Source organism: Shewanella sp. SG44-2, assembly GCF_014164215.1.
GTDB lineage: Bacteria > Pseudomonadota > Gammaproteobacteria > Enterobacterales > Shewanellaceae > Shewanella > Shewanella frigidimarina.
Window position 1 is genome coordinate 1 of the sequence record NZ_JACJEU010000120.1, and the last position, 233, is coordinate 233.

Here is a 233-nt window from a genome sequence, read left to right on the forward strand (position 1 = left end):
ACAGGGACTTCAACGTCAAAGCCGTTGTCGAGCATGTCCTGAGTCACAGGGCCGTTAAATAGGGTGTTGCCGTTGCCATCAGTGACAATCAAGGTGTCGCCAACTTCAGTGCCAGTCGCTAGCGTCACGGTGGCAGTCACAGTGCCATCAGTACCGATCTCATCGCTGTTGAAGATACCATCAGTGCCCATGCCGCTGAACTCAACGGTGGGTGCAGGTGCCATGGTGGCATC

The 233-nt window shown here is 55.4% G+C and carries 1 protein-coding gene; it reads right to left on the reverse strand.

Annotation, left to right across the window (positions count from 1 at the left end; translation table 11 throughout):
- Window positions 1-233 (reverse strand): hypothetical protein (locus tag H5181_RS20530; protein ID WP_182751904.1); only part of this gene is annotated, 233 nt, incomplete at both ends.